Annotated in this window: 22 protein-coding genes and 1 pseudogene; 20 read left to right on the top strand and 3 right to left on the bottom strand. The window is 38.5% G+C overall.

What is annotated here, in order from left to right:
* Window positions 1–294: 294 nt before the first annotated feature.
* The 20 genes and pseudogenes from DW173_RS07415 (at window position 295) to DW173_RS07310 (ending at window position 21,456) form a co-directional block, all read left to right on the top strand.
* Window positions 295–891 (top strand): UpxY family transcription antiterminator, encoded by a 597-nt coding sequence (locus DW173_RS07415; protein WP_120144183.1) that lies wholly within the window; start codon window positions 295–297, stop codon window positions 889–891.
* Window positions 869–3,283, top strand: coding sequence for a polysaccharide biosynthesis/export family protein (locus DW173_RS07410; protein ID WP_199722825.1), 2,415 nt, complete (start codon window positions 869–871; stop codon window positions 3,281–3,283). The genes DW173_RS07415 and DW173_RS07410 overlap by 23 nt, the downstream gene beginning before the upstream one ends.
* A 25-nt stretch (window positions 3,284–3,308) precedes the next feature.
* Complete coding sequence (locus tag DW173_RS07405; RefSeq protein WP_120144182.1) at window positions 3,309–4,433, top strand: chain-length determining protein; 1,125 nt, start codon at window positions 3,309–3,311, stop codon at window positions 4,431–4,433.
* Between the two features lie 19 nt (window positions 4,434–4,452).
* Window positions 4,453–5,865, top strand: a complete 1,413-nt coding sequence (locus tag DW173_RS07400; RefSeq protein ID WP_120144180.1) for an undecaprenyl-phosphate glucose phosphotransferase — start codon at window positions 4,453–4,455, stop codon at window positions 5,863–5,865.
* Between the two features lie 41 nt (window positions 5,866–5,906).
* Window positions 5,907–6,085 (top strand): annotated as a pseudogene (locus DW173_RS24100) (lipopolysaccharide biosynthesis protein RfbH); the annotation flags it as partial.
* Between the two features lie 129 nt (window positions 6,086–6,214).
* Window positions 6,215–7,741, top strand: a complete 1,527-nt coding sequence (locus tag DW173_RS07390; RefSeq protein ID WP_120144178.1) for a lipopolysaccharide biosynthesis protein — start codon at window positions 6,215–6,217, stop codon at window positions 7,739–7,741.
* Between the two features lie 128 nt (window positions 7,742–7,869).
* Complete coding sequence (locus DW173_RS07385; RefSeq protein ID WP_120144176.1) at window positions 7,870–8,919, top strand: hypothetical protein; 1,050 nt, start codon at window positions 7,870–7,872, stop codon at window positions 8,917–8,919.
* A gap of 133 nt (window positions 8,920–9,052) precedes the next feature.
* Window positions 9,053–9,907 (top strand): acyltransferase, encoded by an 855-nt coding sequence (locus DW173_RS07380; protein ID WP_233562114.1) that lies wholly within the window; start codon window positions 9,053–9,055, stop codon window positions 9,905–9,907.
* Window positions 9,908–10,049: 142 nt separating this feature from the next.
* Complete coding sequence (locus tag DW173_RS07375; RefSeq protein ID WP_120144172.1) at window positions 10,050–11,243, top strand: glycosyltransferase; 1,194 nt, start codon at window positions 10,050–10,052, stop codon at window positions 11,241–11,243.
* Window positions 11,240–12,280: a dehydrogenase gene (locus tag DW173_RS07370; protein WP_120144171.1), complete on the top strand. Its 1,041-nt coding sequence runs from the start codon at window positions 11,240–11,242 to the stop codon at window positions 12,278–12,280. Before DW173_RS07375 ends, DW173_RS07370 begins: the two co-directional genes overlap by 4 nt.
* 27 nt (window positions 12,281–12,307) lie before the next feature.
* Window positions 12,308–12,904, top strand: a complete 597-nt coding sequence (locus tag DW173_RS07365) for an SIS domain-containing protein (RefSeq protein WP_120144169.1) — start codon at window positions 12,308–12,310, stop codon at window positions 12,902–12,904.
* A 6-nt stretch (window positions 12,905–12,910) separates the two neighbouring features.
* Window positions 12,911–13,615 (top strand): nucleotidyltransferase family protein, encoded by a 705-nt coding sequence (locus DW173_RS07360; protein ID WP_087321340.1) that lies wholly within the window; start codon window positions 12,911–12,913, stop codon window positions 13,613–13,615.
* 124 nt (window positions 13,616–13,739) lie between these two features.
* Window positions 13,740–14,870, top strand: a complete 1,131-nt coding sequence (locus DW173_RS07355; RefSeq protein WP_087321342.1) for a hypothetical protein — start codon at window positions 13,740–13,742, stop codon at window positions 14,868–14,870.
* 36 nt (window positions 14,871–14,906) lie between these two features.
* The gene (locus DW173_RS07350; protein WP_120144167.1) at window positions 14,907–15,374 is read left to right on the top strand and encodes a D-glycero-alpha-D-manno-heptose-1,7-bisphosphate 7-phosphatase; all 468 of its coding nucleotides are present in this window, start codon (window positions 14,907–14,909) and stop codon (window positions 15,372–15,374) included.
* On the top strand, window positions 15,371–16,501 hold the full coding sequence (locus DW173_RS07345; RefSeq protein ID WP_120144166.1) for a glycosyltransferase family 4 protein: 1,131 nt from the start codon (window positions 15,371–15,373) through the stop codon (window positions 16,499–16,501). Before DW173_RS07350 ends, DW173_RS07345 begins: the two co-directional genes overlap by 4 nt.
* A 54-nt stretch (window positions 16,502–16,555) precedes the next feature.
* Window positions 16,556–17,629, top strand: a complete 1,074-nt coding sequence (locus DW173_RS07340; RefSeq protein WP_120144164.1) for a glycosyltransferase family 4 protein — start codon at window positions 16,556–16,558, stop codon at window positions 17,627–17,629.
* 234 nt (window positions 17,630–17,863) lie between these two features.
* Window positions 17,864–18,598: a WecB/TagA/CpsF family glycosyltransferase gene (locus DW173_RS07335; protein WP_087321347.1), complete on the top strand. Its 735-nt coding sequence runs from the start codon at window positions 17,864–17,866 to the stop codon at window positions 18,596–18,598.
* A 1,170-nt stretch (window positions 18,599–19,768) separates the two neighbouring features.
* A complete protein-coding gene (locus DW173_RS07320) occupies window positions 19,769–20,125 on the top strand; it encodes a hypothetical protein (protein WP_008770851.1) in 357 nt (118 codons plus the stop codon).
* A gap of 346 nt (window positions 20,126–20,471) precedes the next feature.
* Window positions 20,472–20,918, top strand: a complete 447-nt coding sequence (locus tag DW173_RS07315; RefSeq protein WP_004315194.1) for a PepSY-like domain-containing protein — start codon at window positions 20,472–20,474, stop codon at window positions 20,916–20,918.
* 37 nt (window positions 20,919–20,955) lie between these two features.
* The gene (locus tag DW173_RS07310) at window positions 20,956–21,456 is read left to right on the top strand and encodes a PepSY-like domain-containing protein (protein WP_004315193.1); all 501 of its coding nucleotides are present in this window, start codon (window positions 20,956–20,958) and stop codon (window positions 21,454–21,456) included.
* A gap of 64 nt (window positions 21,457–21,520) precedes the next feature.
* On the opposite strand, the gene DW173_RS07305 is transcribed toward DW173_RS07310, so the two are convergent.
* The 3 genes from DW173_RS07305 to DW173_RS07295 all read right to left on the bottom strand — a co-directional run bounded on the left by DW173_RS07305 (window position 21,521) and on the right by DW173_RS07295 (window position 26,389).
* Window positions 21,521–22,729, bottom strand: a complete 1,209-nt coding sequence (locus tag DW173_RS07305; RefSeq protein ID WP_004305771.1) for an L-serine ammonia-lyase — start codon at window positions 22,727–22,729, stop codon at window positions 21,521–21,523.
* A 19-nt stretch (window positions 22,730–22,748) separates the two neighbouring features.
* A complete protein-coding gene (gene corA, locus DW173_RS07300; protein WP_008021512.1) occupies window positions 22,749–23,801 on the bottom strand; it encodes a magnesium/cobalt transporter CorA in 1,053 nt (350 codons plus the stop codon).
* 86 nt (window positions 23,802–23,887) lie between these two features.
* Window positions 23,888–26,389, bottom strand: coding sequence for an endonuclease MutS2 (locus DW173_RS07295; protein ID WP_120067444.1), 2,502 nt, complete (start codon window positions 26,387–26,389; stop codon window positions 23,888–23,890).
* Between the last annotated feature and the right edge of the window lie 128 nt (window positions 26,390–26,517).

Below are 26,517 nucleotides of genomic sequence, written 5' to 3'. Positions count from 1 at the left end.
AATTAAATTCGACGCAAAGATAGACAAAAACACGAATAGAAAGCAAATATTCCTCCACTTTTTTTCGTTTTATCTGAAACATAGAGCAAAAAACTATCCGAACATGAAATAACCTTATTTCCATGCTCTATACTTTTTATTGCCTAATCTCTAGATTTTCCCCGTTGAGTATTAGGCCTTTCCACATTCTACGCCTTTGTCATGTGCGTGATTTCTATTTTCATCATAATGTACGTTTCGTGTATGTGTTATCTGTTACCTAAGAAGTAACGGAATCACATGGGGTAAAAAAATATGATTTTAACGAAACCAAAATCAGTAAATGCCGGGCCTATTAGTGGGACAGGGGAAGGCGTAGCACACTCAAAAAGCTGGTATGTAGCACTCGTTCGAATGCATCACGAGAAGAAGGTAACCGAGCGTTTGTCTAAGATGGGAATTGATTCTTTTGTTCCCGTTCAGCAACAGATCCATCAATGGAGCGACCGTCGAAAGATGGTTGATACAGTCTTGCTTCCCATGATGGTTTTTGTTCATGTCAATCCAAAAGAGCGTATGGAAGTCCTAAGCTTCTCCACGGTTAGCCGTTATATGGTGATGCGTGGTGAAAGCACTCCTGCCGTTATTCCTGACGAGCAAATGGCGCGTTTCCGTTTCATGCTCGATTATTCCGATGAAACAGTCTGTATGAATGATACTCCACTGGCGCGTGGTGAGAAAGTTCGTGTGATAAAAGGTCCTTTGAGCGGCCTTGTCGGCGAACTCGTGACTGTTGGGGGGAAGAGTAAGATTGCCGTTCGTTTAAATATGCTTGGCTGTGCCTGTGTAGATATGCCAATCGGTTATGTAGAACCCACAAAGATTAGTAATGACGACACAAAAAAACTTTAACGTATTTCTATTCATTCTACTGTTAGGAGTTTTTTCTCCTTTGATGGCTCAAAATATGAGCGATTCTCAAGTATTGGAGTATGTCAAAGAGGGGATTAGACAAGGGAAAGAACAAAAACAATTAGCCTCTGAACTTGCACGTAAGGGTGTGACCAAAGAACAGGCTATGCGTGTGAAGCAGCTTTATGAGCAGCAGAACAACGTCAATGCTTCCAACGCTACCGGTACGGATGTCAATGAATCCCGTCTTCGTGAAGAAATGAAGGAGAATACTTCCGATATGTTGGAAGACCATCCGAGCACTCAAGACCTTGCACGTGGTAATCAGGTTTTCGGAAGAAACATCTTCAATACTCGTAACCTGACTTTTGAACCCAGTGTCAACATCGCCACCCCTTTAAATTACCGTCTCGGTCCCGGTGACGAAGTGATTATCGACATCTGGGGAGCCAGTCAGAACACTATCCGCCAACAGATTTCTCCTGATGGCACTATCAATATTCAGAAAATAGGTCCTGTCAACCTGAACGGACTAACCATTTCTGAAGCCAATGACTATCTCAAAAAAACATTAAACAAGATATATAATGGTCTTAATAATACGAATGACCCCACTTCTGACATCCGTCTGACTCTGGGCAGCATCCGTACTATTCAAATCAATGTAATGGGTGAAGTTGTCCAGCCGGGCACTTACTCTCTTTCTTCCTTTTCTACTGTATTCCATGCACTTTATCGTGCAGGAGGTGTGAGTGACATAGGTAGCCTTCGTAATGTCCAGCTGGTACGTAACGGTAAGAACATCGCCACAATCGACGTCTACCAATTTATCATGAAAGGCAACATTCAGGATGACATTCGTCTGCAGGAAGGTGATGTTGTGATTGTTCCCGCCTATGACGTATTGGTTAAGATCGACGGAAAAGTGAAACGCCCCATGCGTTTCGAAATGAAGAAGGACGAAAACTTATCTACACTTATCAGTTATGCCGGTGGATTTGACGCTGACGCCTACACCCGTTCTTTGCGTGTCGTACGTCAGAACGGACAGGAGTATGAAGTAAACACAGTCAAAGACCTTGATTATAGTGTCTATAAAATGCGGAATGGTGATGTTGTGACTGCCGAGGCTATCCTTAACCGCTTCACTAATAAGCTTGAAATCCGTGGTGCCGTTTACCGTCCCGGTATCTACCAGCTAAACGGTAAACTGAATACCGTCCGCGAACTGGTGAACGAAGCCCAAGGCTTGACGGGTGATGCTTTCTTGAACCGTGCTGTCCTTTATCGTCAACGTGAGGACCTTACTACTGAAGTTATCCCTGTTGACATTAAAGCCATCATGGATGGTACTTCCCCAAATATCATCCTGGCGAAAAACGACATTCTTTATATTCCTAGTATCCATGATTTGGAAGATAGGGGAGATGTTGTAATCCACGGCGAAGTAGCCAAACCAGATTCCTATCCTTATGCGGATAATATGACTCTTGAAGACTTGATCATTCAGGCCGGAGGCTTGCGTGAAGCCGCTTCTGTTGTTCGTGTGGATGTATCCCGTAGAATTAAGAATCCCCGTAGTACAGTAGATAACGATACTATTGGTCAGATATATACATTCTCCCTGAAAGAAGGCTTTGTCGTCGACGGCACACCGGGTTTCGTACTTCAACCTTATGATGAGGTCTATGTACGTCGTAGTCCGGGTTATCAGGCTCAACAGAATGTGGTTGTTGAAGGTGAAATCCTGTTCGGAGGCTCATACGCCATGACCAATCGTGAAGAACGCCTTTCAGATTTGATCAATAAAGCTGGAGGTGCTACGAATTATGCTTACTTACGCGGTGCCAAGTTGACTCGTGTCGCTACTGCAGGTGAGAAGAAACGTATGGGAGATGTGATCCGTTTGATGAGCCGACAGTTGGGTGAGGCTATGATGGACTCTTTGGGTGTTCGTGTGGAAGATACTTTTAGTGTTGGCATTGACTTGGAGAAAGCATTAGCTAATCCTGGCAGTACAGCGGATATTGTCTTGCGTGAGGGTGATGTGATTTCTATTCCGAAGAACAATAATACAGTTACGATCAATGGTGCTGTGATGGTTCCTAATACGGTTTCTTATATAGAAGGACAGAAAGTTGATTATTATCTGGATCAAGCTGGTGGCTATTCTGAAAATGCGAAGAAGAGCAAGAAGTTCATTGTTTATATGAATGGTCAGGTAACTAAGGTAAAAGGTAGCGGTAAGAAACAGATTGAACCGGGTTGCGAGATAATTGTACCTAGTAAAGCTAAGAAGAATACCAATATTGGTAACATTTTGGGTTATGCTACTACATTCAGCACTTTGGGCATGATGGTTGCCTCTATTGCTAATTTAATAAAGAAATAACGAATACCTTTTATGACTTACTCTGATGGAACAAAAATCTGAACAAGAGATAAAACAGCTGCAGGATATTCATACGGATGAGGAGATTGAAATCGATTTGATGGATCTTCTTCGTAAGGTTATAGGTATTCGTAAGAAGATCTATAAAGCTGCCGGTATCGGACTGATAATTGGGATTATTGTTGCAATAAGTATTCCTAAGCAGTACACGGTTGAAGTTACTCTTTCTCCGGAAATGGGTAATAACAAGGGTGGTGGTTTATCTGGTTTAGCTGCTTCTTTTTTAGGAAGTGGAGTTTCTATGGGAGATGGCACTGATGCCTTAAATGCTTCCTTATCTGCTGATATTGTTTCTTCTACTCCCTTTCTGTTGGAACTTTCTAATATGAAAGTCCCTGTATCAGGGAGTGAGGAAATCTCTTTAAGTTCTTATTTGAATGAAGAGTCATCCCCATGGTGGGGTTATGTAATTGGATTTCCTGGCATGGTAATTGGTGGAGTAAAGTCCTTGTTTACAGCAAATGAGGATGAATCCATATCTCCCGATAAAGCAAGTCTGGGTACCATTGAATTATCCAAAAAGGAGTTTCAGAAGATTGAATCACTAAAGAGAAAGATTACTGCTTCTGTAGATAAGAAAACCTCTATGACTACCGTTTCTGTGACTTTGCAGAGTCCTAAGGTTGCTGCAGTCGTTGCTGACTCTGTGGTTAAGAAGTTACAGGAATATATCATAGACTATCGTACCTCCAAATCTAAAGAGGATTGTCTCTATTTGGAGAAATTGTTTAAAGAACGTCAGCAGGAATATTACGAAGCGCAGAGAAAATATGCCGACTATATGGACTCTCATGACAATATCATTTTGCAGAGTGTTCGTACCGAACAGGAACGTTTGCAGAATGACATGAGTTTGGCTTACCAGATATATAGTCAGGTTGCCAGTCAGCTTCAGGTTGCCAGAGCTAAAGTTCAGGAAGAGAAACCTGTGTTTGCTGTTGTAGAACCTGCTGTTGTCCCCTTGGAACCTTCGGGAACCAGTAGAAAGGTATATGTTTTAGCTTTTATTTTCCTATCAGTTTGTATTGTTATTTTCTGGAATTTATTTGGAAAAGATTTTCTGAATAAATTCAAAGAAGTATGTGCCTAAAATCAATCTTTAATGTGATATGGTATCAACCACCAGTCAAATTAATAAATTTATAGAATTTATTGCAGTTCTGGGAGATCTGATCATTCTGAATCTGGTATTGTTCTTTCTCCTTTTCTTTTGGGAGGAAGCTTTTGTTTCTTTACCTTTTTCTTGCAGGGTTTCCTGGATGATGACTTCGTTAAGTCTCTGTTATCTGGCCTGTTCGGGTTCTCGTGGGAGGGTTTGGGATAGTCGGGGAATTCGCCCTGACCAACTTGTGTTGCGTGTGTTGAAGAATATTATAGCTTTTTCCATCTTTTGGGCATGTATTATGACTTTTAGTGGAATCTCTATCTATTCTCCTCTTTTCTTTGTCGCCTATTTTTCTTTCCTCTTTGTCATCTTAAGTATTTATCGCATTATTATTCGTCATTTCCTGATAGTCTATTGTGCTAAGGGAAAGCATAGACGTTATGCTGTTTTTATAGGTGGAGGCAATAATATGCAGGTATTGTATGAGGAGATGGAAAGTTCTCTGGCGTCTTCCCTATATGAAGTCGTGGGTTATTTTGATATAAAACCGAATGATGCCCTTTCTTCTCAATGTTCCTATCTGGGTAATCCTGACGGTTTTTCAGATTTTATGTCTGCACATCCAAGCATCAAGCATGTTTTTTGTTCTCTGTCGATGGAGGAAGGGCGTTATAATTCTTCTATTATGAATCATTGTGAAAACCATTTGCTTTATTTTCATGGTGTTCCTAATGTATGTAAAGGTTTTCCACGTCGTATCTGGCACAGTATGGTTGGTAATATGCCTATCTTGAATCTGCGTTATGAGCCTTTGGGTAAAATGGAGAATCGTATGTTGAAACGGCTGTTCGATATTGTCATCTCAGGTCTTTTTCTGGTTACTGTCTTTCCCTTTGTTTATCTCATAGTTGGAAGTATCATAAAGTTGACTTCTCCCGGTCCTGTATTCTTTAAGCAAATGCGTACAGGTTTGAATGGTGTAGATTTTGTGTGTTATAAATTTCGTTCTATGAAAGTGAATAATGAAGCCGACAGTAAACAGGCTACGGCTGATGATCCCCGAAAAACTCGTTTTGGGAACTTTCTCCGTCGTTCTAATATTGACGAACTTCCTCAGTTTATCAATGTCTTTAAGGGTGATATGTCGATAGTAGGTCCTCGTCCACATATGTTGGCCCATACAGAGACTTATGCCCGTTTGATTGATAAGTATATGGTGCGGCACTTTATAAAACCTGGGGTAACTGGTTGGGCTCAAACGCATGGTTTCCGTGGTGAAACGAGGGAACTTTCCCAGATGGAGGAACGTGTAAAGGCTGATATCTGGTATATGGAGCATTGGACAATGTTGCTTGACTTATATATCATTTATAAGACTGTGGCGAATGTAGTTATAGGAGAAAAGAACGCATATTAGAGTATCTTTATTGGCAGAACATTTTAAAAATATATCTGCTTATGAATAAAAAAGAAACTCTGAAGCAACATATCTCGTGAATATTATAATGAGGTTCATCGGGACTCCAAAGTCTTTGAATCAGGAAAAAAGTGTAAATTATGGTGGTCGCTTTGGGAATGCTGAAGAACTTGTTAATTTGATTGATTCCTCTTTGGACTTTTGGCTTACAGCAGGACCTTAGGCTCATAAATTGGAGAGTGGGATTATCTGTGGAGTGATCAAAGCTTATTGAGTGGGTTAAGGAAAGATGACTTTAGTACAAAAATCGAAAGGATTATTTTGTGTCTTAAAATAACGGTAAAAAAGAATGTTGTCAATTACTGAACAAGAAAACAATAAACGGATAGCAAAAAATACAATATACTTATATATTAGAATGTTCTTAACAATGATTGTGTCATTATATACATCGCGTATAGTGCTACAAGTATTAGGAGATTCTGATTATGGGTTGTATAACGTAATTGGTGGTGTCCTTACCATGTTCTCAATGTTCAGCGAAGCTTTAACGGTGGGAACACAAAGGTTTCTGACTTTTGCTTTGGGAGAAAAGAATTTTGAAAAACTGCAAAATACATTCTCTATGGCATTGGGGCTTCATTTAGCTCTTGCTGTGGTCATATTGCTATTGTCTGAAACTATAGGTTTGTGGTTTCTTTACGAATATCTTAAGATACCGGATGGGCGCATGACTGCTGCATTGTGGGTGTATCAGTTCACGATATTAGGTTTTTTGATAAACCTAATCCAGCTACCGTTCCAGGCTTGCCTCATTGCCCATGAAAAAATGAGTATGTATGCCTATATGGGTATCTATGATGTAGTGATGAAACTTATGTTGGTGATAATATTACAATATGTTACTTTTGATAAGCTGGTATTATATGCTGCGGTGGTGTTTGTTGTAAACCTCACATCTGCTGTCATCTATAATTTCTATAGCCGGAGGCAATTCAGTGAATGTATATTTAGAATTGCATGGGATGGAAATTTGGCCAAAGAGTTTGCCTCATATAGTGGATGGAATATAATTGGAGGAAGTGTTGGATTTTTCACTAACCAAGGTATCAATATTCTACTGAATATATTCTGTGGGACTATTGTTAATGCTGCAAGAGGCTTGTCGGTAACAGTCAATACTTTTCTTTTAAATTTTATTAATAATTTCCAAACTGCTGTAAATCCACAAATCGTGAAATTGTATGCAATAAATGAATATGATAAACTTCATCGTTTAGTGATATATAATTGCCGTATTGCTGAGTATTTATATCTTCTCATCGCAATTCCCATTTTTATAGAGATCGATTTTGTACTTAAATTTTGGCTTGGAGATTATCCTGAGTATACTCCTGTATTTATACAAATTATTTTAATTCAATCAGCATGGAACCCACTTAGCTATCCTGTGGGTATGTTAATTCATGCCTCAGGCAGAATGAAATGGCCTTCTATATGGTCTTCTCTCCTGATTTTGATTTTTCCAATATCATATATCTTGTTGAAAACGGGTTATTCTCCTGTAACAGTTTATATTGCAAGTGCAACAATCAGGTTGTATCTTAATGGTTGTAATCTATACTTTGCTAATCGATATACATATTTGTCAATCAAAAGGGTACTTCATGAGGTATATTTCAATGTAATTCCTGGTGCAACAGTAATGTTTATTATTCCATATATTATTTCAGAACATATGGAATCAGGCTGGTTCAGGTTTTTAGTCGTAGGTAGTGTGAGTCTCATTACTTCTACTTTGGTGATTTTTGTATGGGGGATGACTCCTAATATGAGAATTTTAGTTTTAAAGAAGTTACATATAAATAATCAATGAATAGAAAAAATGTCAATAGGTGTATGTTATTATTTGCCAGAGCCAACATATTCAGTTGTAATTCAAGATGTACTTTCTTTTTGTGTTGTAGCAGGAAATCCTGTTAGGGTAATAAAAAAAATAGAAATATGAAATCAGTATTACTTATAGCACCCACATTTCTTAACCTATATATAGATCTGAAGATTGAATGGGAAAAGCGTGGGTATAATGTCACGTATATCGAAGAAGAATCATATAGCTTTGACCCTTCTCTTATAAGAAACAGGCAGCTAAGCCATTGGAAAGAGAGATTATACATCCAATTTTTAAAAAAGAAAAGTATCCAACTTTATGAGAAGAAACTGAAAGGAAAGACTTTTGATTATTTAATGGTAATTAATGGAAAATCTTTTCATCCTATCCTGATAGATCAGATAAGGCGTGATAATCCGATGGTAAAAACGGTACTCTATCTTTGGGACAGAACTTATAAAAACTACCGATTTGACAGGAATTTTGATTGTTTTGATAGAGTGGCTACATTTGATAGAGAAGATGCCAAGCAATTTAATTTGGAGTTTCTTCCTCTTTATTGGATCGAAGATGATAGATCACAATATGTAAAATATAAGATATTTGCATTCGGATCTTATCGTAATGATAGAAAAACTATATTTGAGCTTCTTTATAAAGTAGCAATAGAAAATGAATTGCCTGTCTATATAAAGCTATATATTCCATCTGTTTCAAAAAGTTTATTATCAAGAATAAAGACTGTTGTAAAAGAAATAATTAAAAGGAAATCTTGTAATGATTGTAATCAAGATATTCTTATACATGAACCTTTATCTCCCTCTGAATTTCGTAAATGCATATATTCTTCTTTATGTGTAATAGATACTTATAACGATTTTCAAGAAGGTATGACGCCACGTTTTATGTGGGCATTAGGAGCTGGGAGAAAAATTATTACAACTAATAAGAATGTGATTAATTATCCATTTTATTCCCCTGATAGAATATTGGTTATTGACAATATGGTTGACACGGCTTCTTTGCTGCTGTTTTTGGATGAAAAAGTAAATGAAAATAAACAGATTGAAGATTTGATTGTACAATATCGTATAGATAACTGGATGAACTATTTGCTTTGTGGAAAAGAAAAAAGAGCTTCAGTTTGTGAGGATGGATTATAAGAACTTGCTTCCACAAGCTATTGATCTGGAATCAAATAATAAATATTAAAAATCATGTTTCAATATTTTGACGAATGTTCTCAAATTAGACAATTGAGAAATATCAAGCATGGTACATTAAAACAGTAAACTGTTGAAATTACAATTAATCTATAAAATGAGCATAAATAATTTTATTAACCGAAGTTTTGGATTTATCGAAAGAAAGTTGAGTGTTAATCGCATTAATTGGTTTTATACTCTTTATTTCAATTTCAGGGCACTTCCTTTTAATATTGCCTGCAAATTACCTGTTTATATTTATGGTAAAATAGAACTTGTATCTTTAAATGGTTCTGTATCATTCGATTGTATTCCGGTAAAAGGTATGGTGAAAATTGGCAGACATAGAGATTATTATACGCCTCCAACTAAAACAGTTGTTAAGATATCTGAATTAGGACAAATAGTTTTTAGGGGTTATTGCAATATCTCTCAAGGAACCATCATAAACATAACAGATGGTTGCCTCACACTTGGTGATCGTGTCTGGATTGGTCAGTCTGTATTATTGGATTGTAATAATAGCATACAATTAGGAGAGGGAACTGGAATAACTTATGGATGTAAATTATCCGATAGTAATCATCACTATATTATTGATGAGGATGGTAATATCCCGAGAATTAAAGGTCTTATTGAGATAGGTCGTTACAACTGGATAGGAAATAATACACTTATAACTAAGGGATGTAAAACGACTGACTATACTATCTGTACACACGGAAGTCTTCTAAACAAAAATTATCCTCAAAAATATGATTCCAATAAGTCTATGCTGTTGGCTGGAACGCCTGCAAAACTTTTAAAGGTTGGTTGTGAGAGAATTTTTCCAGGGAAACTTGAAAATGAAATAATTGATTTTTTTAAAACTCATCCTAATGAAAGTGTGATGCCAATGCATCTTCCTCAAGTTAACAACACTCGCGAACTTAGCTATTATAAATAGATATAAGTCATTTCACAAGGGTATTTCAATGATATGCAAAAATTGAATAATAGATAAAGTGAGAATAAAGATTACTGAAAGAATAGAAATATGAGTATTAGATGAACTGGAAAAACTGAATGAATGTTTAAAGAAAAATAAAATGAAAATTGCTTTTTTATTACGTCCTTGGCCTATTTATGGTGGTGGAGAAACAGTAACTATTACTTTATCAAATGAATTTGTAAAACGAGGTATAAGTGTCATTGTATTCTACACAAAGGATAGCAAATCGCAGAATATGCCTTTGATTGATAATAGGGTAAAATCGGTGTTTGTTCCGAATATCAAATCAGATGAACATCAGCTTTCTTTCACAAAAAATGAAATATCTTTTGCGAGTAAATTTTTGTCTGATTATGTAGAAAAAGAAAACATTGACATTATTATAAATCAATGGTGGCCTGCTCAAACGACTCAAAATGCGCGTAAAAGTGCAAGAGTCGTTCAGTGTCTTCATATGTCACTTTTCCTTCCTGCCAATTACGCCAATTTCACTTGGAGAGGCCTGGATATAATAAAAAAAATAATGGGTAGAACATTGTATGACTATATGCATAAAGAAAGTCGATGTAGGCAGCTTGAAGAATCTCTCCCTTTCGTGGACAAGTATATATTTCTGGCAAAGGGATTCATGAATGATTATGTCTCTTTTCGAAAAAATGACAGGAATCTAGCCAAATTGGACTTTTGTAATAATCCATTGCCATTAAAATGCTCTTTTGACAAAACTGACTTCAATAAGAAAGAGAATATGGTCTTATTTGTCGGTCGTATGTATGAAAGTCATAAGAAAGTATCGGTCATGCTGAAGATCTGGAGAGAGATAGAAGCCGATAGAAATCTGGATAGTTGGAGTTTTACGTTAGTGGGGGATGGTCCCGACAAACCTATGTTTCAAAACATGGCAAAAGAGATGCAGTTGAAACGGGTAAAATTTGAGGGGTATCAATTACCATTGGATTATTATAAAAAAGCAAAGATATTCTTGATGACTTCTGCTCATGAAGGATGGCCTATGACACTAGTAGAATCACAGGAGAATGGCGTTGTTCCGATAGTAATGGATACCTTTTCTTCTTGCCATGACATCATTGAAAACGGAGAGAATGGATTCATTGTTGGCATGAATAATGTGACTGAATATATAAAACGGCTTAAATCGTTGATGATTGATGAGGATATGTGTATGCGTATGGCATTGAAGGGCTTGGATACTTGTAAGCGGTTTAGCGTAGAAAAGATTGTTGATAGGTGGCAACAGATTTTTAACGAATTGCTCAAAAATAAATCATGATTATTCGAAGTAAAGCTCCCCTGCGTCTCGGACTGGCAGGTGGTGGAAGTGACGTGTCGCCTTATAGTGACATCTATGGAGGGCTGATTCTTAATGCCACCATTAATCTGTATACTTATTGTACCATAGAAGAAACCTATGATGGACTGATTACCATAGATAGTGATGACGCACGTTGCTATAAGAGTTATTTGGTGGCAAAACAGCTGGAGATTGATGGCGAGGCAAGTCTTATAAAAGGGGTATATAATCGAGTAATGAGAGACTTTGACATAAGTCTGCGAAGCTTTAAGATTACAACTTACAACGATGCTCCCGCAGGTTCCGGACTCGGTACTTCATCGGCTATGGTTGTGTGTATCTTGAAAGCGTTCATAGAATGGTTAGGTTTACCGTTAGGCGATTATGAAGCGTCCCGATTGGCTTATGAGATTGAGCGTAAGGATTTGGCGTTGTCCGGTGGTAAGCAAGATCAGTATGCGGCAGCTTTTGGTGGTTTCAATTATATGGAGTTCTTGCCAAATGATCTTGTGATAGTGAACCCTTTGAAGATTAAACGTTGGATAATGGATGAGTTGGAAGCTTCGATGGTTCTCTACTTCACCGGTGTATCCCGTAGTAGCGCGGCGATTATCGAACAACAGCAAAAGAATACTTCGTCAGGCAACCAAAACGCCATAGAAGCCATGCACAGAATTAAACAGAGTGCGAAGGATATGAAACTGGCATTGCTGAAAGGTGACATGAATGAATTCGCCCGCATTCTTGGACAGGCATGGGAAGACAAAAAGAAAATGGCCAATGCTATCAATAATCCCATGATTCAAGAAGTTTTTGATGTGGCAATGTCTGCTGGTGCATTGGCTGGAAAAGTGAGTGGAGCTGGCGGTGGTGGTTTCGTAATGCTCATGGTGGAGCCGACACGCAAGAAAGAAGTGGTGAATGCATTGAAAAAGCTTAATGGTTTTGTGATGCCTTTTCAGTTTACTGAGGGAGGTGCGCATGGGTGGAAGATTTATCCGACCGACAAAGTGTGATATAAATAAAGAGTAAAAATTTTCAATATGGATTCTATCGATATAGTAAGAAAACAGGTGTGTGATAGTGCATATGTAAAGAATTTGTTACTGGAGAATGAAGCGGTAATAGCGCGAATAGCTCAGGTTGCTGATTTGTGTACGGAGGCATATAGAAATGGTAAGAAGACATTATTTGCTGGTAATGGTGGTAGTGCTGCCGATGCTCAGCACTTTGCCGGCGAGTTGGTCAGTAAATTCTATTTCGATCGCCCGGGGCTTCCTTCAATTGCGCTGACGACAGATACATCTATTATTACCGCCATTGGCAATGATTATGGTTATAAGCAGATTTTTGCTCGTCAGATACAAGCTCAAGGTGTGAAAGGAGATGTGTTTATCGGTATCTCTACATCGGGTAATTCAGAGAATATTGTAGAAGTATTGCCAGTATGCCGTGAGAAAGGTATTACGTCTATTGCGCTGACTGGTGCAAATCCCTGCAAGATGGATGAATTTGATATCGTTATCAAGGTTCCCAGTAATGAAACGCCTCGTATACAGGAGTGTCAGACCTTGATTGGACATATTATCTGCTGCATTGTGGAGGAGAATATTTTTGGTGAAAAGTACAATAACAAATAAGGGCTAATGGAAGTGATAATTTTGGCGGGCGGATTAGGTACACGTTTGCGCAGTGTGGTGAGTGAGATACCCAAGTGTATGGCTCCCGTGGCGGGAAAGCCTTTCCTTTGGTATCTGTTAAGGTATCTTGCCAGATATGAAGTTTCACGTGTAATTCTTTCCGTAGGCTATCTGCGGGAAGTCATCTATCAATGGATTGATGAAGTAAAAGATGAATTTCCGTTCACTTTCGATTATGCGGTGGAAGATGAACCTCTTGGTACGGGTGGTGGTATCAAACTTGCTATGGACAAGATTGAAGGAGCGGAAGCCTTGATTTTGAATGGAGATACATTTTTTGATGTAGACTTGAACGATCTCATTCGCAAGCATTTAAATCAAAATGCATTGTTGTCTTTAGCTTTGAAGCCCATGAACAATTTTGACCGATATGGAAATGTGAAGTGCAATGAACGTGGTGAGATTCTTGTGTTTGAAGAAAAAAGATATTGTAAACAAGGGATGATTAATGGAGGTATTTATGTATTGGATAAAGTGACTCCGTTCTTTGACCATTTACCCCGGAAATTCTCATTTGAAACACAAGTATTAGAACCGAATAGTGGTAAAGGATGTATATCAGGAATCGTGCAGGATCGTTATTTTATTGACATTGGAATCCCGGAAGATTTAGCCAAGGCCAATATTGAATTTCCTAATCTTTCTTTCTAAAACAGAAATTACCCCATGAATTTAATGGATATTGATATTGCAGGATATGATACATGTGTTTCGCCAGGTTATGAATGGAAATAATAGAGTGCTTACGCGTATATCTTTTTTATAAATAAGCTTGATGAGATCTAATGTGTTTTATACTCTATTTGTAGTAGTATATTATCCAATATGCTTGTTGTTGTACTATGAATGGAAATTTGATTATTCAGATGAAATTCTGACAGCATTACTTGTTGCTTATTTCTGTATGCAAAGTAAGAAGACGTTTAATAAGGAGTTTTGTTGTTTTTTACTAATCATGATGGCTTATGTAGCGTATTCCATTTTTATTGCTATAACATCCGTAGATGCAATTTTTTATGATTTGCAACAACAAGTGAAACCTTACCTGATATTTTATGCGACTTTTTCAATATCTCCACAATTTACTACCGGGCAATGTCGTTTCTTGAGAAAATGGGTTCTGTTTTGTTATGTTTTATATCTTATATCTATTACTCCGCATATAATCGAAAATTTAGGGTATGATAGAGCTGAATTTAGTCGAAATTCTATCATTTGTGCTTTGTTATATTATTACTTTTCAACCGAATCAAGAAGGGCAGTAATCATAACCCTATTAATAATGACAAGCGGCTTACTTTCTCTTAAATCTAAATTTTTTGGAGAATATATTTTGATGGTTGCTTTGTTTTTATTAGTCAAGAAAAAAGTGAATTTTGAATCAGTAAAGGTAATATGTATTGAAGTAATATTGTTGGTCGTTGTTCTTTTCTTTACCTGGACAAAATTTAGTTTCTATTATATAGAAGGATTTAAAGATTCAAGTCAAGAATTAGCAAGGCCTATATCCTATATAACGAGTTTAAAGATATTTGTTGACTATTTCCCTTTGGGTTCAGGATTCGCAACATTTAGTTCAAATGCGGCAGGAGTGTATTATTCTCCTTTGTATTATAAATATAATATAGATAAAGTGTGGGGGCTAAGTCCGGATAATCCTGCTTTTTTGGCTGATGCATTTTATCCTTTATTAGCTCAGTTTGGGATAGTCGGAGTGTTGCTTTTTTGTGTTTTTTGGAGAAGACGATTTTCGCAAATTCAGAATATTAATACGTTGAAATATTACCGACTTGCTATAATGGCGAGTCTATGTCTATTGATAGAGAGTGTAGGTGATACATCATATCTTTCATCTCCGGGTATTGCCTATTTTTTAATATTAGCTCTATGTTTAAGAAAGGTATGATTATTAAGAGTGGATGGATTGGATAAAAATCAAGTCATGAATTTAGTAGATATTGATGTTGTAGGATATGATACCTTGCTGCTGGACCGCGACGGAGTGATTAACAAGCTCTGCCCGAATGACTATGTGAAATGTTGGGAAGAGTTTGAATTTTTGCCTGGCATTTTTGAAGCATTAGTGAAATGGAATAAACATTTTAGGCATATCTTTATTGTAACAAATCAGAGAGGTGTAGGTAGAGGAGTAATGACGGAGCAAGCCTTACGGGAACTACATTGCCGAATGTGTGAAGAGATAATATTGCATGGCGGACGGATTGATAAAATATATTATTGTACGGCGTTGACGGAAGAAGACAACCGACGAAAGCCTGGGAATGGTATGTTTTTGGACATATTGCGGGACTATCCGGATGTAGAGAAAGAGCGTTGTTTGATGATTGGTGACAGTGAGAGTGATATGAAATTCGCGGAGAATTGTGGAATCAAAGGAATATTGTTATGAAAAGGGAAACAATAGTCTACTTAAATTTAGGTTTCTTTGATACGGATGTTACAGTGGTAAAAGAACTGGCAAAGGTATATGATTTGCATTGGTTTGTCTTACGGTCGCCTACAGAGCCTTATGATGTTGACTTTTTTAAAGAATTTGTGAAAGGAACTGAGATTACATTGCATCTTTATCCTTTCAATTTCAGGAGAAGAAGTCTGAAGATGCTATGTTTGTTTGCGGATTGTTTCAAAGAAATAAGAAAAATACATCCTTCTTTGATTTATTCCTGCTGCCAAGATTTATATTTTCAGGGTCTTTATTTACTGACATGTGTAAGAATACCGCTAGTTATGGGAATTCATGACGTTAAGAACCATTCAAGTGTAAAACCTCCGCTCTTTTTGATTATTTCTCAGTGGATTGCTTTAATGACAGCTCGATGTTATGTGTTGTTTTCCAAAAATCAGCATGAATTATTCAAGCAACTTTATCCTAACAAAAGAAGCGAGCTTGTCGGCATGAGTTATAAAGATTTCGGGCGACCTAGTGTACAACCTTGTAATACAATAAAAGAAGAGATAAAAATACTGTTTTTTGGAACTCTTCAGCCCTATAAAGGCTACGATTTATTGTTCGATGCTTTTGAGAGGCTAATAGAAGAAGGAATGACAAATTTGCGATTGTCACTTTACGGACGATGTGGCAACCAAGAAATAGAAAGAATATGTAGAGAGAAGATCAAACATTCGGAGTTTTATGAAATGCATCTGGAATTTGTTGATAACAGAGAGATTCCTGATATTTTCGCCAGTCATCATTTCGCGGTTTTTCCCTATCGGGATGCTACAAATTCAGGTCCACTGATGATCGCTGTAAACTACGGGCTTCCTGTCATCGCGCCAGATCACTCTTGTTTTAAAGATGTATGTACCGATGGAGTTAATTCCTTATTATATGATAATAAAGAAAAAGAGGCATTATATGAAAAATTAAAATACCTCTCTCAAATAAGCTATGACGAATACATGATTATGCGAACGAATTGTGATATACTAAAGTCCACATTCTCGGAAGCTGCTATTGCGCAGAATTACATAAATTTATTCAAAGCGATAACTATCAAAACGGATGGAAAGTAATATTAAGTATTAAGAAAAAAGATACTATTCTATATTCTAATCTAATTATATTCGATGAAAATAATCGTAGTAGCTCCATCCTTAGATCCGTCTAAGAATGTGAGTGGCATTTCTTCTGTAACAAAATTTATAATATCCAACAATAAAGAGAAGGAGTACATCCACTTTGAATTAGGGCGGAAGGATAATGAAGAAGGTGGCATATTTCGCATATTTTCAATTCTTAAAAATATGAGAGAGTGGAAGAATATGCTGAACAAGGAAAGGGATGCTATCATTCATTATAATTTTCCATTAAGTAAGGCATCAATTTTAAGAGACCCATTATTTATGGGAATAGCTTTACAACAGAAACGGAAGATGGTAGTTCACATACATGGTGGTGTGTTTTTGACTCATTACAAAGAAGCTTCATCCTTTTTAAAATGGATTCTGAAAAAAGTTTTTAGTTGGAATGTTCCATTTATTGTCTTGGGCGAAAATGAGAAAAATATCATCGAACAAACTTTGAAAGCTAAGAGGGTATTTTCATTGCCTAATTGTGTTGACCTGCAGGATGCTGAATCATTTGAGCGAGTGTATAATTGGATAGAACCTCTAAATATAGGATATATAGGACGTATTGCTGTGACAAAAGGAATGGAAAATTTATTGCAGGCTTGTCGTGAACTGAAAGCTAAGCAAATTCCGTTTATCGTAAAATTAGCTGGAGCCGAAGAAGTGAAAGATAGTTTTTTACCATTATTTGATAGCTATTTGGGGCATCAATTCATTTATGCAGGGATTGTGTCAGGTGAAAAGAAAAATATTTTCTTAAAAAGTCTTGATGTATTTGTTTTGCCTTCCTATTTCGAAGGTTTGCCCATGTCATTACTCGAATGTATGAGCTATGGAGCTGTGCCTGTTACCACTAATGTTGGTTCTATTGGTGATGTGGTGGAAGATTGTAAGAATGGTTTGTTTATAAAGATGAAAGATACAGATAGTATAATTGAAGCTCTTACGAACTTAAATAATGATAGGGAAATGTTGTCAAGATTGGGAAATGAAGCGAGGGCTACAATATTCCAGAATTTTAATCCTCACAAATATATTCAAAATCTAAATGTCATATATGGAATGGCTTAATTCCCTTATCATATATCCCATTCTTACATTATTGAAAATGGATAAAGACTACGATTGTGATATTTTTGAAAACGGCAATCAGGATTATGCTAATAAATAGCACTTATGTGTAAGTTAAAAACTTTACCAATTTTAGTTAGCAGAAATGTAAGGCATAAAAACTATTGTGAAGCAGTATAGCAAGACGAACAACGGAATTTTATGAAAAATGTATAATAAGGTAATTGTAGTTATATGATTAAACTAAAAGAACTCTCTATCATGGAGAGTACAGAGCAACTAAAATTATTACCACAAGGAAAGTTGCTGATAAACACAATTAATGCACATTCTTACAATACTGCCGTGAAGGATCCACTATTTGCCAAAGCGCTGATGAAGGGAGATGTACTTATTCCTGATGGAGCAAGTATTGTGAAGGTTTGTAAATGGCTAAAGATGCAAAGCCAACCGCGGGAACGAATAGCAGGTTGGGATCTCTTTGTTCTTGAGATGAATCGCCTTAATGAGAAAGGAGGCCGATGTATGTTTATGGGTAGCTCGGAGAAAGTACTGGCATTGATTAAACAACGGGCAGCAGTGGATTATCCGAATTTGGAAGTGGTGACTTATTCTCCTCCTTATAAACCGGAATTTTCACAGGAAGATAATGCGGCTATTGTGGCGGCTATCAATGAGGCAAATCCAGATCTTTTATGGATTGGTATGACGGCTCCCAAGCAGGAAAAATGGATTTACAGTAATTGGCAAAAATTGAATATTCATTGTCATGTGGGTACTGTAGGGGCGGTGTTTGACTTTTACGCTGGTACTACTGAACGGGCTCCATTATGGTGGCAACAACATTCGTTGGAATGGTTTTATCGACTGCTAAAAGAGCCTAAACGAATGTGGCGTAGATATCTGGTAGGTAATGTGTTGTTTTTGTGGAATATATGTAGAGAAAAATATGGTTATACAATGAGATGAGAGGTATGGCAAGGAGAGAATGTTCGTGATTAGTTTTATGTGGTGGACCATGCTACTTAATAGTTGTAAAAGGGATGCTAACGAAAATAAATATGGTATAAAATAAAATGTTGAGATGTAATAAACACGTGAGTGTTTCGTATGTGAGATGAAAAAAATGTAGGTCCCTAGCTTCATGCTGTTTACAGCATGATTCTCCTACATTGTGGATTGGAAATCGTACGACGGTACATTTCTGATCTACGCCCTGACATCGGAGGTTAAAGCCGATGTGAATTTCCCACTATATCAACTGTCTGTGAAGATCGTTGATATTTCCTAATTTTACGTATAGTGATGTATTTAGACACACAAATATAAAGAAAAAACATTGGGAGATTTGTATCGAAATATCCCAATGTTTGATTTCAATCATTGAGATGTTTTTTTCAAATCTTCCGATGTTTTTCCGACTCTCCAAAAGGACAAAAGGACAAAAAGGACATATATGATTGTTTTTATTCATCTTAGTATAAGAACTATGAGGTATATTGCTGATCTTTATTATGTTAAGTGCTTTTGTAGACGTGTAACCTTACGAATGTTGAAATCGTGTTTTGCGCCAACCTGAATCGTTTTGTCTGTCATGAAATGCTTGGTCAACTCTTGAACGAAATTACCTATATTGTCAGGATTATTTAGTGAAAGGACCGTGCTTGGAAAGAAGAGCGACATCTTGTTCGCGTTTGCTTCCGTCTTCAGTAATACAATCATTCGACAATAAGGTAAGATTATTGTACGAATTTCGGGGAAATAAAGGAGCTCCTTTCTGGAATTCCTTTCCCAACTAATAGGCTTCATCGTTGGCATTGGAATTTTTATAGTACCATAGGGGATTTTTGTCCTTATGTCCTTTTGTCCTTTTGAAAGGAGGGCGCGTTGGTGGGGGAAAGAAGAGGTGCGTGAGATTTGTAACTTGCTTGTATCCAGTCGATAAACTCTCGTTGCTTTTTTAGGGACGAAAATTTGTGTGCTCGAAAAAATGCAGGAAGCTCACGTAATATGCTTTTTTGTGAATAGTGTCAGTGACAGTTGATTTCAGCAGTGAATCGCTAATTGTTTCCCTATGTGGACAATATTTGATAAGGTAATAAAAACTGAAATATTATAAATTATTAATCATAGAATGACATGGCAAAAGAAAAACAGAAACCATACGAGTTTTTAAGCAATTTGGTATTGGCTTTAATGGGAACGGATCGTATTTTCAGTAACAGTTTCTTTTCCAGCGAATTTGCTATTTCTCCTAATACTCTGAGTGAGATAAGACGGGGAGAGGATATGTGCATTTATCAGTATGTACGGGTGATACGGTGTATGATGAAGTATCTTCATTTAATTGTTCGGATGGATATGTTATTGAAGGAATTAAGAGCCGTATTAGCTTCCAATTGTGATTTGGTGGTTGCTACGGTTCCGCACCGTTTTCACGGAACTTACCAACCGAAAGAGTGGGTGGTAGTAATGCATTGGGATGGTATAAAATAAATGTTGAAATGAAGAAATATGTAGGTCCCTAGATTCATGATAAACTCATGAAATCCCTACATTTTGCAGGTTAGAAATCGTACAGCGGTATATTTTTAACTTGACCCTCGTATCGGTGTAAAAACTGATATGTATCTATATGTGAAATATACCAACTGTCTGTGAGGATCGTTGGTATATTGCGCTTTAAGGGAACGTTGTACTATAGGGGAGTGGAAAATAGAATAGATGGTTAAAGAATACAAAAAAAGAGCAAACTCATAATATTCCTAAATCTTTCCGGAATCTGTATCGTTATTTGTAGCATAGAATAAAGTATAGTATTAACGCTAAAAGAATAACGATTATGAAGAAATTTCTATCTCTACTTGTACTGGCTCTGGTAGCCGTGCAGTTTTCATTCGCAAAAGATGTGATAACTAAAGACATGAATCAGTTGCCGCTTCCGGCACGTAATTTTATCAATAGTAATTTTACAAAGCCACAGGTTGCCCATATCAAAATTGATAAGGATATGATGGAATCTACCAAGTATGAAGTGTTATTGATGGATGGTACGGAAATTGATTTTGACAGTAAGGGAAACTGGGAAGAGGTAAGTGCTAAGAAAGGGCAGACTGTTCCTGTTAGTATTGTTCCGGGATTCGCTGTCAACTACCTGAAAGCACATAATTTTGTGAATGAAGGAGTGACGAAAGTGGAACGTGACCGCAAAGGGTATGAGATTGAATTGTCTACCGGGCTTTCTTTCAAATTTGATAAGAAAGGAAAATTTATCAAGGCTGATGATTAACTAGTTGCAGTAAATAGACCTAAACAAGAAGATAACTATGTGGAGATTTAAGTTTAGCGCATGGGCAGTAGTGTTGCTTATGACTGCCCTTTCTTTCGGCGCATGTGATAATGACGATGATGATACTTTTGTTCCGCCCAGTAATATTACGGAGGCCTTGAAACAGGTATATCCGGCTGCCCAGAATATAGAATGGGAGATGAAAGGTGCTTATTATGTAGCTGACTGTTGGGTGAGCAATGATGAATTGGAAGTCTGGTTTGATGCTAATGCCAACTGGGTGATGACAGAAAATGAACTGAACAGTATCGATCAGTTGGTGCCGGCTGTTTATACGGCTTTTATAGATTCTAAATATAACGCGTGGGTAGTGACAGATGTATATGTGTTGACATTTCCACAGAATCCGATGGAATCTGTGATTCAGGTGAAACAAGGTAGCCAGCGCTACTCGCTTTATTTCACGCAGGATGGCGGATTGATACATGAGAAAGATATCAGTAACGGAGACGATACGAATTGGCCGCCAACTGAATAATTTTTAATCATAAAAATGACAACGGACTATTTCTATAAAAGGAATGGTCCGTTGCTTTTTATAATTACATTTGTTTGTAATCCTTGGCCAATCCTCCTTCACTTGTTTCTTTATAGAGTGACGGTAGGTCATGTCCGGTCTGTTTCATCACTTGCACTACTTTGTCGAAAGAGACACGGTGCATGCCATCGGTGAAAGCTGAATAAAGATTAGCATCCAGCGCACGTGCGGCGGCGTATGCATTTCGTTCGATGCAGGGAATTTGTACCAATCCGCATACCGGGTCGCAAGTCATTCCCAAATGGTGTTCCAGGCCCATTTCTGCTGCATACTCAATTTGTGCAGGACTGCCCCCGAACAATTGATTGGCGGCAGCCGAAGCCATTGCGCAGGCAACACCTACTTCTCCCTGACAACCTACTTCTGCTCCGGAAATGGATGCGTTGAATTTGACGATGTTGCCAAACAAGCCGGCAGTGGCTAACGCACGTAAAATGCGCATATCGCTAAAGTCACGGCTTTTTTGAAGATGATAAAGTACGGCGGGCATGACTCCGCAGGAGCCACAGGTAGGAGCGGTTACTATTTTACCGCCGGAAGCATTTTCTTCACTTACTGCCAAAGCATAAGAGAAGACGAGCCCTCTGGATTGCAGGGATTGTTTGTATCCGGTAGCACGTATGTAATAAGTGGAGGCTTTCCGCCGGAGATTTAGTGGTCCGGGTAGTACGCCCTCTGCTTCGAGTCCACGGTGAATGGCATCTTTCATGGTAGCCCATACTTCAGCCAGGTAGTCCCATATATCTTCTTCCTCACATTCCTTTACGTATTCCCAATAACTTTTTCCGGTATCTTCACACCATTGGAGTATTTCAGTCATGTTTTCCATACCATATACATCGGGGCTTTCGATGGTTGGATTGTCATTATTTTCTGCCAGTGCACCACCACCGATGCTATAAACAGTCCAATTCTCCTGCACTTTATCGTTGCTATCCAGAGCTGCAAATGTCATTCCGTTCGGATGGAACGGTAGAAAGACTTTGGGCTGCCACACAATTTCTACCGGGGCAGTGGGTTGCAAAGTGTCTATAATGGCTACATCCGTCATGTGTCCTTTGCCTGTAGCAGCTAAACTGCCGTAAAGGGTTACTTTAAAAGATGCAGCATCCGGATGACGTTCCAGAAACATTTCGGCAGCTTTACGCGGTCCCATAGTGTGGCTACTGGAAGGTCCTGTGCCTATTCTATATAGCTCTTTTATCGATTTCATGACTGATGATGTGTTTTTGTTAATACCATTTCTTTTTTCTGAAGTACAAATATACAATAATACCGATAATTGCCATTACAATCCAGGCAAATAAATACCCGTATTGCCATTCGAGCTCGGGCATCCATTTGTAATTCATTCCCCATACTCCGACCAGAAATGTCAAAGGGATAAAGATGGTGGATACGATGGTTAACCTCTTCATGATGTCGTTCATACGTAAATCATTGTTGGAGATGTACAGATCGACTAATGAGGAAAGAGTTTCCCGGCAGATCTCAATGGTCTGTAATACAAATTGCAAGTGGTCGTTTACATCATTGAAAAAGGCACGGTTCACTTTGTGAATAAGCAGGTTTTCTGCCCGTAGTAACTTTATATATTGTTCTTTTAGTGGAAGGATAGATTTTTTCATCAGCATATATTGGCGTCGTAATGCCTGAATCTGAATACCGATGTCATCACCGCTGGTGATGGTGAGCAGTTCTTCTTCCAAATCTTCGAGTGCGTCATCAATGGAAGAGATTGTTGAAATATAGTTTCCCATGATGCTGTTGAGCAGCACGCTAAGTAGATAATCAGTCTGGCGGCTACGTATCTTCAGGACATCATTGCGCAGGGCGGAACTGACATCATCGAAGAAGTCGGTTTCTTTTTCGAGGAAAGTAAGTACGTAGTTATTACCTAGAATAAGACAAACTTGCTGTTGGAGCAACTCGTCCAGTTCGTCTTCTTCTTTATGTTCGTTGGGGTAGAATATTTTTAAGATCAGGACGATGTATTTGTCATGCTCTTCTATCTTGGTAGGATGATCCGCATTCAGTATATCTTGCAGGACTAGGAAGTCTATTTCAAAATGACTGCAAATTTCCCGGATAGTCTCCGTATCTTTCATTCCGTGTATTTGTAGCCAATTGATCCGATCGCTGTTCAGTGTTCCCTTGATGGCTTGAAAGGTGTCGTTGGCGCTTTCCTGCATCTCGGTAGCATTGTAAGTACAAAGATGTAAGTGGGTAGGAGTAAGACTGGCTCCTGTGTAAATAAGCTTTTCGCTTAACAGATTATTCTTCATGCTTTATTCTCGTTTTAGAAAACCACTGTAACAAAGGTAGTGGTTTTCTAAATGAGAACAAGTTCTTTGGACGTTTTGTTTACAGGTTAGTCAAAATCGACTACTGTGATTCCGGCACCGCCAAACTGCACATGTTCGTCGGCATAGTGGCTCACTCCCGGTACGGTGGCCAGATACTGGCGGATTAATGTACGAAGTATTCCCGTTCCTGTGCCGTGAAGGATGCGTACACGGTCCATGCCGACTAATATGGCGTCATCGATAAAATAGGTGACTGCTTGCAGAGCTTCGTCTCCACGCATTCCACGTACGTCAATGTCTTGTTTGAAGCTAAGCTTCTTTTCGTACATTTGGTCATGCGTCTGGCTACTGACAAAGGTGCTTTTGGCGATTCCTTCCATCTTGGGTGCATTATTACTACGTTCCAGACGGTCTATTTTTACGGTCGTTTTTATGCTTCCAAAAGCAACGGTTGCATTTTTACCATTGATTTCCATCACTTGACCGACACTTGTCTGTCCTTTGATTTTTACATTTTCACCTACTGCAATCGGCACTACTTTAGGAGCACTTGACGGGGAAGAGACTGCGGCTTTCGGTTCGTTTTTCTTATTTTTCTTCCGTTCTTGTTTCTCCTTTAATTTCTTCATTTTCTGTGCAATCTTCTCTTCGTGCTCTTTAGAAGCCAGCGCATCTAAAGAAGTACGGAAGTCTGTCAGTTCCTGACGTGCCTGGCGTGTCTTTTCCTTTTCAGCTTGTGCTTCCTTGATTGTGCGTATTGTGTTTTCAATGCGTGCATTGGATTCCTGAAGCATCCGTTCCGCTTCTTCTTTTGCTTGCCGGATGATCTCTTTCCGTGATTTCTGCAACTCTTCCATTTCCGTTTGGTAGCGGGCAATGGTTTCTTCCATGTGTTTTTCCCGTTGACGGATCGTTTGACGTTTTCCTTCCCAGTAACGCTTGTCGCGCACGATGTCCTGAAGGTATTTGTCGGCATTGATATATTCACTTCCTACGATTTCCGAAGCATCTGCAATGACATCTTCCGGCAATCCGATTTTTCGTGCGATTTCTACGGCAAACGAACTTCCGGGATTTCCGATTTGTAGCTGGAAAAGTGCTTGCATGAGATGGCGGTCGTAAAGCATGGCTCCGTTCACTACTCCTTCATGATCTTCGGCAAAATGTTTCAGATTCTGGTAGTGGGTGGTGATGACTCCGAAGGTTCCTTTCTGGTTGAAACGTTTCAGAACGGCTTCGGCAATAGCACCTCCAATTTGCGGTTCCGTACCTCCACCGAATTCGTCAATCAGGATGAGGCTCCGCTCGTTGCAACTCTTCATCATGATTTTCATATTGGTCAGGTGAGAAGAGTAGGTACTCAAATCGTCTTCAATAGATTGCTCATCACCAATATCGATAAAGATGCTGCTGAATATACCGGCGTGACTGCGTTCGTGCAAGGGAATGAGCATACCGCATTGCAACATATATTGCAGTAAACCGACTGTTTTGAGGCAGACGGACTTACCTCCGGCATTCGGACCGGATATAATAAGAATGCGTTGTTTTTGATTCAGTTCTATATCCAGTGGTACGACTTTCTTTCCGTGTTTGGCAAGTGAAAGTTGTAATAAAGGATGCACAGCCATTGTCCAGTCCAGTAGTTGCTCATTCTCTACGGCGGGTTTCAGACTATTGGTCTGTATGGCGAAATAGCTTTTCGCGCGGATAAAATCTATTTCTGCCAGAAATTCGTATGATTGAAGAATTTCCGGGATAGACGGACGGAGGATGTTTGAAAACTCGGTAAGGATGCGAATAATTTCGCGTCGTTCGTCGCCTTCGAGTTCGCGAATACGGTTGTTGGCTTCTACGACTTCCGCCGGTTCTATAAACACTGTTTTCCCGCTAGCGGATTCATCGTGTACAATACCTTTGATTTTTCGCTTGAGTCCGGGTGCGACGGGGATCACCAAACGTCCGTCACGCATGGTGGGAGCTACGTCTTTATCTACGTATCCTTCGGATTGTGCGCTGCGCAGAATGCTGTTTAACGAGCGGGAAATATTTCCCATTGTACTGGCAAGCTCGCGACGTATACGGGCTAATTCGGTGGAAGCATTATCCTTGATTTTTCCATATTTGTTAAGGATGCCGTCTATTTTTCCTATCAGTTGAGGGAAAACAGCTATATCTCCTGCCAGTCGTTTCAGGCTGGGGTAGGGGGTATCGTTCTCTTCTTCATCTTCATTTCGATGGAGAAAGCGTACAATGTCACGGATGGTTTCTAACGAACGGCGCAGGTCGAATAGTTCTTGCTCGTCCAGATACATTCCTTCTATCCGCACTCGCTTTAGTGAAGGGCGGACATCAAAGAAAAATTGATCGGGAAATCCGTCTTCTTCCTGAATGATACGGACAAACTCTGTTACCTGGTTTAATTTCTCCTCTACTTCTTCATGTTGTTCGGAAAAGGTCATGTCTGTAACTCTTTCTTCGCCTAAAGTGCTAAGACACTTATCTTTTAGTAACTGTCTGATCTGGTCGAATCCTATCTTTTGCTCAAAATTTTGAGGGTATATCATATCTTTGTTCTTACTAATGGACTGCAAAAATACGATTAATTCGCGAAAAAATTATCAGAATGTTTGCAGATTTAAAAATGATTCGTACCTTTGCACCGCTTTCAACGGAAAGCACTTCTGATAAAGGA

Source organism: Bacteroides sp. AM16-13 (genome assembly GCF_003602705.1).
GTDB lineage: Bacteria > Bacteroidota > Bacteroidia > Bacteroidales > Bacteroidaceae > Bacteroides > Bacteroides xylanisolvens.
The sequence above is the reverse complement of the archived record's forward strand: the minus strand, read 5'-3'. Positions and strand labels throughout refer to the sequence as shown.